The 7863-nt window shown below is 58.9% G+C and carries 8 protein-coding genes and 1 pseudogene; 5 read left to right on the forward strand and 4 right to left on the reverse strand.

Annotated features, from left to right (window positions below; translation table 11 throughout):
• Positions 1–253: 253 nt before the first annotated feature.
• Positions 254–382 (forward strand): annotated as a pseudogene (locus HX873_RS31715) (DUF6691 family protein); the annotation flags it as partial.
• 47 nt (positions 383–429) lie between these two features.
• Positions 430–1206: a nucleotidyltransferase domain-containing protein gene (locus HX873_RS05385; RefSeq protein ID WP_102368758.1), complete on the forward strand. Its 777-nt coding sequence runs from the start codon at positions 430–432 to the stop codon at positions 1204–1206.
• A gap of 224 nt (positions 1207–1430) precedes the next feature.
• Here the strand turns inward: HX873_RS05385 and HX873_RS05390 are convergent, their stop codons facing one another.
• The 3 genes from HX873_RS05390 to HX873_RS05400 all read right to left on the reverse strand — a co-directional run bounded on the left by HX873_RS05390 (position 1431) and on the right by HX873_RS05400 (position 4382).
• Complete coding sequence (locus HX873_RS05390) at positions 1431–1730, reverse strand: hypothetical protein (protein WP_087694689.1); 300 nt, start codon at positions 1728–1730, stop codon at positions 1431–1433.
• 426 nt (positions 1731–2156) lie between these two features.
• A complete protein-coding gene (locus HX873_RS05395) occupies positions 2157–2915 on the reverse strand; it encodes an SDR family oxidoreductase (RefSeq protein ID WP_087694690.1) in 759 nt (252 codons plus the stop codon).
• Positions 2916–2948: 33 nt separating this feature from the next.
• On the reverse strand, positions 2949–4382 hold the full coding sequence (locus tag HX873_RS05400; RefSeq protein WP_087694691.1) for an MFS transporter: 1434 nt from the start codon (positions 4380–4382) through the stop codon (positions 2949–2951).
• Between the two features lie 208 nt (positions 4383–4590).
• Here HX873_RS05400 and HX873_RS05405 point away from each other — a divergent pair, with 208 nt between their 5' ends.
• Positions 4591–5445 carry a LysR family transcriptional regulator gene (locus tag HX873_RS05405; protein ID WP_087694692.1) on the forward strand — a complete coding sequence of 285 codons (855 nt, stop codon included), beginning with the start codon at positions 4591–4593 and terminating at the stop codon, positions 5443–5445.
• A gap of 14 nt (positions 5446–5459) precedes the next feature.
• On the opposite strand, the gene HX873_RS05410 is transcribed toward HX873_RS05405, so the two are convergent.
• On the reverse strand, positions 5460–5957 hold the full coding sequence (locus HX873_RS05410; RefSeq protein ID WP_087694693.1) for a hypothetical protein: 498 nt from the start codon (positions 5955–5957) through the stop codon (positions 5460–5462).
• A 132-nt stretch (positions 5958–6089) separates the two neighbouring features.
• Here HX873_RS05410 and HX873_RS05415 point away from each other — a divergent pair, with 132 nt between their 5' ends.
• Both HX873_RS05415 and HX873_RS05420 read left to right on the forward strand, forming a co-directional pair.
• A complete protein-coding gene (locus HX873_RS05415; protein WP_087694694.1) occupies positions 6090–6998 on the forward strand; it encodes an AraC family transcriptional regulator in 909 nt (302 codons plus the stop codon).
• A 175-nt stretch (positions 6999–7173) separates the two neighbouring features.
• Positions 7174–7572 carry a GFA family protein gene (locus HX873_RS05420; protein ID WP_087694695.1) on the forward strand — a complete coding sequence of 133 codons (399 nt, stop codon included), beginning with the start codon at positions 7174–7176 and terminating at the stop codon, positions 7570–7572.
• Positions 7573–7863 lie beyond the last annotated feature (291 nt).

The raw sequence follows: 7863 nt of genomic DNA on the forward strand, positions 1-7863 counted from the left end.
CTTGTTGTCATCGTTGACGATCACAAAGCTGAGCCTAAACCTACGGCGTCAGACCGAAATGGTCCTTTAGCGGGCATTGACACCTCCTTTAGTACTGGAAGCAGGGCTTCACCCACTCCATGGGGAGCGGCAGCAAAATCTGACTTGCGCAGACCCAGCCCCGCCCGGATGGTTATGATGGTTCGCTGAGCAACAACCCTCACCGACTCTCCTGTGCAGGAACTGATCGGGCTGTCCGTCAGCGTGTTTGTTCTCGGGTATCTGCCCTGGGCCTGCGGTCGCCCTTCTGTTTACCGGGCACTGGCAAATTCTCATCTTCGTAGTGGCGATGCTGGCGGGTATGCATGTGTTTTCCAGCCTGGAAGGCCGGCGCACGTCTTGATGGGGTTTGACCCCGATTTTTACTGAACGCAACTCAAGGACGGCTTCATGGAACGACTCCAACCTCGTGGCATTGATGCGGACGGTTATATCCTCACCGTGTCCAACGTCGAGACGCAGCCACAGTTTCAGGCTTTGCTGACGGACGTTTGCATGACGCTCGCGCGGCCGGAACCTCTGCTGGACGGGATTTATCTTTATGGCAGTGTCGCGAGAGGCGACGCCGTGCCGGGGTTTTCTGACCTTGACCTAACCCTTATTCTGCACAGCCCACCTACGTCGCAGGATCTGGAAATGCTGGAGTCGAAAAGGCGCACGCTGGAAAGTCGGCATGCCGAAGTCACCAAGATCGATTTCGATATCGGTAGTCGTGCTGAAGTATTGGCACCTGACAATCGATTGAGCTGGGGGTATTGGCTCAAGCATCACTGTCGTTGCTTATGGGGCGATGATCTGACCCAACGCTTCGACCGGTTCAAGCCGTCGCGCGCTATCGCCATTGCCGTGAATGGTGACTTTGAATCCGTGCTGACCCGGTATGCCGACCTTATCGACCAGGCGACCACACCGACGCAATCGCTACGCTTGCAGCGAGAAGCTTCGCGCAAACTCATCCGGTCAACTCAAGTGCTTCGCTCTGAACAGGACCTGATGTGGCCGCAAACACTGGAAGAGCTTGTCGAGCAGTTTGTTCAGCATTACCCGAGTATGAGAATGCAGATCTCTTTTTTCTTGTCCCAGGCAAGAAACCCGGATGCCAAGCCAAAGAAATTTACGACTCAGCTCCATGATTTTTTGACCTGGATGGCTACACAAACCGGTTGAATCCATAACGCGCCTATGAAATCAGGGGCGATTCATGTACCTACAGACGGTTATCACGCATGCGATTACCGCGAAATTCGATATCCATAACCTGTTGGCTGCTCCGTGGTTTTACTGAATTGAGTGAGTCATCCTAAGCGTCTCAGGATCATCATCGAAAGATACACCTCCAAGCGACAACAGGCCTTGGATCAACTCCCCATGAATGACCGATACACCTTTTCTTATTGATGAGTGTCAGCCTCCTCTGCGGGATAAAACTCGCCCTCCTTCCCCATTTTTTTCAGCCGTTCGCGCACAATTACCTCAACGCTGGCTACGGCGGTTTGATCGTCAGGGTTGACCAACTGCAAGCACAAGCGTTGGACATTCTGATCGTGGGTGCCCTCGCTCATCATCTCGTGGGTGAAGACCTGTTCGCCACGCCATAGGCATAGCTGGGTATGCGTCCCGCCAAGCCATATTTCGTTGATTGATCCAAGGTCGGTGGTCGCTAGTTGATCGACGGTGATTGTCTTATCCATTGCGCTGTACCTTACCCATGAGTAGATACAGGTAGACTTGCCGGCATAGCGGGTCGTTCCACGCGTTGGCAGTTCAACCGGGCTAATGGTGGTTAAGCACGTCCCGGTTAGAACCAGGACAATTGACGATTGAAGGCGGACAGTACGAGCCGAGAAGGGCAATCACATGACTGATCCTGCTGTTCCACATGCAAATGGCCGCGCCTGGATCAACTTTGATCTCCCCTCCTCGGGCCGATACTGCCAGCTCACAGATGGCGTGCAGCCTACGGAACGACCGGCTGCTATCGGCCAATAGCGGACGTTTAGATTAGAGAAACAAATGTTTCTCCTTTTCTCACCGGATTCCGGGAAACTCCGCCGAGCCGGATCGGAGTATCACCTGCTCTTCGGGGGCATAGCAGCGCCCCCTCGGCGCTGCCCTTATCAAATCTGTGAGAGACCGCCGTCGACCATCAACTCGACGCCGTTTACGTAGCGGGCTTCGTGAGAGGCCAGAAACAAGGCCGAGCTGGCGATCTCATCGGGGTTGGCCATGTAGCCCAGGGGCACGATTGCAGACACATGTTCAGTAAGCGACTGGATTTGCGTTTCGTCCATCTTCAGGCCGTTGTCCATTAGCGGTGTGCGGGTGAAGCCGGGGCTCAGCACGTTACTGCGGATCTTGCGGCTTTTGAGTTCGTTGGCCCAGGTTCTGGCAAACGAGCGCACGGCCGCTTTGGAGGCGTTGTACAGGCTCAAGCCTTCCATGCCATTGCTGGAGCAGATGGATGCCGTCAGCACGATGGCAGCACCGTCTTTGAGCAGCGGCAGCAAGGTCTGTACGGTGAAGAAAACGCCCTTCACGTTGATATCGAACAGCCTGTAATAGCTGGCTTCGCTGGTCTCACCGACAGGGTTCTTTTCGCAGATGCCAGCATTGGCGAACACCATGTCGAGCTTGCCATCGCCCTGCTCTACCAGTTCTCTAAGAGCATCCAAGTCGGCCTGCCGTCTGACGTCGGAGATCACCGCAACCGCCCGTTCGCCCAGCGTGGCCACCGCGCTATGCAGCGAGGTGGCGGAACGCCCGGTGATGTAAACGCGTTTGGCGCCTTCGGCCAGTAGCGCCTGGGCGATGGCAAAGCCGATACCCGTTGAACCGCCGGTGACCACAGCGACCTGATTGAAAAATCTGCCAGACATAGTGGAGCTCCTTACTAAAGAATTTGGGGTGATCTAGAGGGACTTGGAACGAGGTACTGAGGCGTAGAGCGCGAGCAGCGCGGACAGGCTCAGGCTCAGGGCGATGCCCATCAACGCGGCAATAAAGCCATGGGCTACCGTGGCTGGGCTGTAGGCCGGCGCGGCGACGGCATAGAACAGGCCGCCGAGCACCGCCACACCGAGGGCGGCACTGGTTTGCAACGCCGAGTTGGCCAGACCGGAAACCATTCCGGAGCCACCGGCCGGGGCGCGATCGAGCATGCTGCGAATCAGGGTCGGCAATGCCCAACCCTGACCAAAGCCTAACAGCCCGACGCCTGTGATCATCAGCGCCAAGGCCGGCCGTTCACCGGCAGCCGCAGCCCCCACCGCTACGCTTAATATCAGGCAGCCCAGCACTTCCAGCAACATGCCCAGGGCCGGTACCCAACGGCCGAAGCAGCGGACCGCGGCGGGGGTGGTCAGCGGGCCAATCAGGGAGCCAACGCCAAAGGGTACGAACATCAGGCCGGTGACTACCGGTGTAGCGCCAAGGGCGTCCTGCAGGTATACCGAAAAGGTCAGAAAGAATGCTGACACCACATAGAAAAACAGCGCGCTGACCAGCCCCGCCAGCAAGCGCGGCGAACTTGCCAGTTGAGGACTGAGCAGCGGTGTACCACCGCGCCGCTGCAGGGCTACTTCATGACACCATAACCCCACGGCCACCACCGGCGCGCTCAGCAGCATCAGGCATAGCCACCATGGCCAGCCCAGCTCGCGGCCTTGCACCAGCGGCACCACCAGCAGCCCCAGCGTCAGGGCGCAGAGCAGCACGCCGAGGCGATCCACTGACACCGGCGTGGCGCTGCGGGTGTCGGGCAAAAAGGGAATGCCGACCAGGAAAACGGTGGCCACGATAGGCAGGTTGATCAGAAAAATAATTCGCCACTGCAGCCCGAAAACATCGGCCGCAATCAGCACGCCGCCCAGCACCTGAGCGATCACGGCGGCAAAGCCCAGCGCCGCGCCATAGACTGCCAACGCCCGCGAGCGCTCATGCTCGGGAAACAAGACATGGATGGACGCCAACCCCTGCGGCGCCATGGCTGCGGCGCTCAGCCCTTGCAATACCCGGCCAACAATCAGCAATGATGGCGAGGTCGCTAGCCCACAGACCAGCGAAGCCATGCCAAAGCCGGTCATGCCCGCAAGAAACACCCGGCGCCGGCCCAACAGATCTCCGAGGCGCCCACCGGTAATCAGAAAAACCGCATAGGTGGCCGCGTAGGCCGAGATCACCCACTCGATCTGAGCCGGCGTCGCCCCCAGTCCCTGGCGAATGGACGGCAGGGCCACATTGACGATAAAGAAATCCAGCGGCGGCAAGAACGCTCCGGCCAGCAGCACGGCAAAGGCCAACCAGCGCCGGGATACCGTGGCTGTGGCTGGGGTGGATAGATTCATGGCAAAGCCTCCAGAAAACGGCACGTGGCCGGCAGGTTCTAAAACGTCCCTGGCCTGGCCAGCGCACCGCTACGTACACTATTGAACGGCGTGAGGTAGGTCTGGCGACTCTGCCAGGCTAAACGTGGCCGCAGTTTGAAAGCTGGGAGGCGCTGGCGGGACTGCCATCGCTGTACATTGCGCGTTCATTTTTGTAAGGGGTGGTTGAGTGGATTGGGACGACTTACGGTTTTTCCTTGCGATAGCCCGTGCCGGCTCTCTGGGCGCTGCGGCCAAGCAACTGGGCGTCAGCCACCCCACCGTGGGCAGGCGTTTGCAGGCGCTGGAACAGGCCAGCGGCCAGGCGTTTTTCCGGCGCACCAGCGAAGGCCTGGTGCCGACCGCGATCGGCGAGGGCATCCTCTGCCTTGCAGAGGAAATGGAAAGCAGCGCCTTGGCCATCGCCCGGCGCATCGATGGTAGTGATGAACAGCCCGAAGGCATCTTGCGCATTTCTTCAGCCGACTGGTTTGCCGGCTACGTGCTAGCACCGGTGCTGAACGAACTGGTGCGCCGCAACCCTGCCGTGGTACCAGAAGTGATAGCCGGGCAGCGGCTATCGGACCTCACCCGCCGCGAAGCAGACATTGCCTTTCGCATTGTGCCGTTTGATCAGCCGGACATCGTGCAGCGCCGGCTGATGACCATGCCCTACGGCCTGTACATCAGCGCCGCCGTGCCCTTCGAGCCCGGTGCGGATGGCGCGGGCTGCAGGCTGATCCTGATGAACACCGCGCAGGCGTACTACCCAGATGTGCTGTGGCTCCAGAGCATGCTGCCCGCCGCGCGCACGGTGTTCACCAGCAGCAGCCGCACCGTGCAAGCGCAGATGTGCGCGCGGGGCTTGGGGTTAGCCGTACTGCCGCGCTTGCTGGGCGACCAACTGCCAGCCCTGACTCGCATTGAACTCAACGAAGCGCCGCCCTCTCGTGATATCTGGATGGGCTACCATCAGGACATGCGGCGCCTGGACCGCCTGCGTGCACTGGCAGAACTGGCCAGCGACATGCTCGGCAATCACTGAGGCGCCGCCAGCGCCTAGCCCGCCAGAGCGCGCCGCTGCGCACCCTGCCTGCGCAAATACAGCACCTGCGCAGTCACGCCGAGCATCAGGGCCAGTAACAGGCCGATCTGGGCACCGATCAGCAGCGGCGCATGCAAGTCCGTGACAATGGGGTGGCCGTCGGGTACACGGCGCAGCACTTCGGAGACGGTGGGCAGCATGAGGAAGAACGCCGTCACGCTGAGCAAAATGGTTTCCACGTACACCCCGGCGTGGCCCAGCGCGCGGATGCGCCCTACCCCATAGCCGGCCAGCAGCAATACCAGCGTGAGCAGTGCAATGGCGTTACTCACCGGCTGCTTGGCGATAAGAAACACCGAGCCGGCGCCCAGCAGCATAAACACCAGATACGCAAGGCCGGGCCTGGAACGGGGAACGATGCGGCCGTGACGCACGAACATATAAGCGGCCAAGGGAATGGCGGGCAGGCTACCTAGGGTATGTAGCCAACCAAGGGCTGAGATTCCGAACATGGAGCACTTCCTTCAGGTTGGATGATCGGCATAGTTCGTCACCACCGCTATTGGAGCCAAAACGCTTCTGGCCCCTCGTGGCACTGGGCTATACTTGTGGCCCTACGTTAGTCAAAGTGCGGCCAGGCCTACATGACCGATTCACCGGAACACTTGACCATTCTTCCGGAAATGCAGCTGGAGGGTTTCGCCAGCGGCGACCTCCTGTCCCAGGTGCTGGCACAAATGCGCCTGACCGGCGATCGCGTGTACTCCGCCAACCTCGCCCCCGGTGAACACTTGGAGTTGGACCGCAACAGTGCCCACGTCTGTCTGTTGCAGAGCGGCCAGTTGCGCATTCAACGCAACGACCAGCCTGCCGCGCAGGTGCAGCCCGGCGACGTGTTCCTGCTGCCCCACACCTTGGAACACCTGCAGCTCGCCGCAAGCGGCGGCCCAACCACGCTTGCTATCTGCCGCTTCTGGTTCGATGCCGGCAGCTTTCGAGCCATGCTCTTTGCCCTACCCTGGCTGATTCATATCCAGCAGGCCGACGCGGCGCCGTGGTCCGAAGGTTTGTTGCATTTCATGCTGCTGGAAGCTCATGACGTGCAGCCCGGTGGCGCGTTGATGGTCTCGCGGCTGATCGACCTTACCGTTATTCGCGTGCTGCGCACCTGGGTACAGCAAGGCGCCGCATCCGGATGGCTGGGCGGTTTGTCCGATTCGCGCATCGCCCGTGTGCTCCGCTCCATTCACGAGCAGCCCAGGCAGCAGTGGCGCATCGACGCGCTGGCGAAGCTGGCGGGGATGTCGCGCTCCAGTTTCTGCGAACGCTTCAACGCCCTAGTGGGGCGTGCGCCCCTGCGCTACCAAAATGAATGGCGACTGACGTTGGCCAGAACCATGCTGGCCACCAAAGCCAGCCGTATTGGCGACGTAGGTTTTGCGGTGGGCTATGAGTCCGAGGCGGCGTTCAGTCGTGCCTACAAAGCATTCTTTGGCCGCTCGCCACGGGACGACCATAACGCGCGCGCCGGGGCAGCCGCAGCGAGTAATTAGTCAGCGGAAACGTGGATCGTTGATAGTGTTCAGCAGGTCAGCGGCGCTCGCTCAGCGTCTGCTCCTGCCCGATAGCTGCTGGGCGTGATAGACCGCTAACGGCCAGAAGCAGACGTTCGACTGATCAGATTCAAGTGAGTAAGCTGGCGCCTCTTCCAGCGACAGGGACGAAGGCATGACAGAGATCTACAAGGGAAGCTGCCTATGCTCAGCAATCAGGTATGAGCTACTGACTACGCCAAAAGCAGTGAGTCATTGTCACTGTAGTCAATGCCGTAAAGGTCACGGTGCAGCATTCGCTTCGTATGGTAGCGTGCCCCGAAGCGCGTTACGAATACTCAACGGCGCCAGGCATATCACTAAGTATTCTTCAGAGTCTGTGCAACGTGAATTCTGTGCTCAGTGTGGTTCGACTTTGTTCTGGTCACGTTCTCAAGGTGAATTTTCCGATTGGGTTTCGATAGCACTGGGCACACTCGACACCACCTTCACGCCTCAGACGCAAAAACACGTTTATGTCGCCTCCAGAGTTCACTGGTATACGCCATCCAACTCATCGTATCAAATCGATTGACCGCAATGGCTCGTTTTCTACCTGTCGCCGCCGGCAGAAATCGGCCATAATCGGATGTATTGAACTTTTCCTCGGCTTGCGCCTTTTTTAGACTTTGACATATCTAGGAAAATCGGGGCAATTCAAATAGACGCGAATGTGTCAGAGTCGGTGGCACGTAAGGCTATAAAAGATAATTAGAACTGGTGCTTCTGAATACGAACTTCAGGGTTTAGAGCGGCAATTAGAAGAAAAAATTCCATGTGAGTATAAGTTTCTCTTGAGTCAATCTAACGGGGTGTGGCACAAGAA

The sequence above is a fragment of the Pseudomonas sp. P7758 genome (genome assembly GCF_013386485.1).
Taxonomy (GTDB): Bacteria; Pseudomonadota; Gammaproteobacteria; order Pseudomonadales; family Pseudomonadaceae; genus Aquipseudomonas.

What these genes read in the sequence shown, in the direction of transcription:
- HX873_RS05385 (WP_102368758.1), top strand. Translation starts at nt 430, where the DNA reads ATGGAACGACTCCAACCTCGTGGCATTGATGCGGACGGTTATATCCTC.
- HX873_RS05390 (WP_087694689.1), bottom strand. Translation starts at nt 1,730, where the DNA reads ATGGATAAGACAATCACCGTCGATCAACTAGCGACCACCGACCTTGGA.
- HX873_RS05395 (WP_087694690.1), bottom strand. Translation starts at nt 2,915, where the DNA reads ATGTCTGGCAGATTTTTCAATCAGGTCGCTGTGGTCACCGGCGGTTCA.
- HX873_RS05400 (WP_087694691.1), bottom strand. Translation starts at nt 4,382, where the DNA reads ATGAATCTATCCACCCCAGCCACAGCCACGGTATCCCGGCGCTGGTTG.
- HX873_RS05410 (WP_087694693.1), bottom strand. Translation starts at nt 5,957, where the DNA reads ATGTTCGGAATCTCAGCCCTTGGTTGGCTACATACCCTAGGTAGCCTG.
- HX873_RS05415 (WP_087694694.1), top strand. Translation starts at nt 6,090, where the DNA reads ATGACCGATTCACCGGAACACTTGACCATTCTTCCGGAAATGCAGCTG.
- HX873_RS05420 (WP_087694695.1), top strand. Translation starts at nt 7,174, where the DNA reads ATGACAGAGATCTACAAGGGAAGCTGCCTATGCTCAGCAATCAGGTAT.